This window comes from Massilia sp. CMS3.1, from assembly GCF_051262535.1.
Classification (GTDB): Bacteria; Pseudomonadota; Gammaproteobacteria; order Burkholderiales; family Burkholderiaceae_D; genus Telluria.
The window spans coordinates 1-1,005 of sequence record NZ_JBIMES010000071.1 but is presented as its reverse complement, the minus strand read 5'-3'; the positions used below and the strand labels follow the sequence as shown (position 1 = coordinate 1,005).

The following is a 1,005-nucleotide window of genomic DNA, read 5'->3' as shown; positions in this document are numbered from 1 at the left end:
ATATCCGCAGCTTCGGTGACTGGCTTAGCCCCGTTACATCTTCCGCGCAGGACGACTCGATCAGTGAGCTATTACGCTTTCTTTAAATGATGGCTGCTTCTAAGCCAACATCCTGACTGTTTTAGCCTTCCCACTTCGTTTTCCACTTAGCCAATCTTTGGGACCTTAGCTGGCGGTCTGGGTTGTTTCCCTCTTGACGCCGGACGTTAGCACCCGACGTCTGTCTCCCAAGCTCGCACTCATCGGTATTCGGAGTTTGCAATGGTTTGGTAAGTCGCAATGACCCCCTAGCCATAACAGTGCTCTACCCCCGATGGTGATACTTGAGGCACTACCTAAATAGTTTTCGGAGAGAACCAGCTATTTCCAAGTTTGTTTAGCCTTTCACCCCTACCCACAGCTCATCCCCTAATTTTTCAACATTAGTGGGTTCGGACCTCCAGGGCGTGTTACCGCACCTTCATCCTGGCCATGGGTAGATCACTTGGTTTCGGGTCTACACCCAGCGACTGTCGCCCTGTTCGGACTCGATTTCTCTACGGCTCCCCTATTCGGTTAACCTCGCCACTGAATGTAAGTCGCTGACCCATTATACAAAAGGTACGCCGTCACGGAACAAGTCCGCTCCGACTGTTTGTATGCACACGGTTTCAGGATCTATTTCACTCCCCTCCCGGGGTTCTTTTCGCCTTTCCCTCACGGTACTGGTTCACTATCGGTCGATTACGAGTATTTAGCCTTGGAGGATGGTCCCCCCATGTTCAGACAGGATTTCTCGTGTCCCGCCCTACTTGTCGTACGCTTAGTATCACCGTTCAGATTTCGTGTAAGGGGCTATCACCCTCTATGGCCAACATTTCCAGGTTGTTCCACTATCCGATCGACTATCACGTACAGGCTCTTCCCATTTCGCTCGCCACTACTTTGGGAATCTCGGTTGATTTCTTTTCCTGCAGCTACTTAGATGTTTCAGTTCGCCGCGTTCGCTTTGCATACCTATGTATT

The 1,005-nt window shown here is 50.6% G+C and carries 1 rRNA gene; it reads right to left on the bottom strand.

Annotated features, from left to right (window positions below):
* Window positions 1-1,005: ribosomal RNA gene (locus tag ACHAC9_RS24460) — 23S ribosomal RNA — on the bottom strand; the annotation flags it as partial.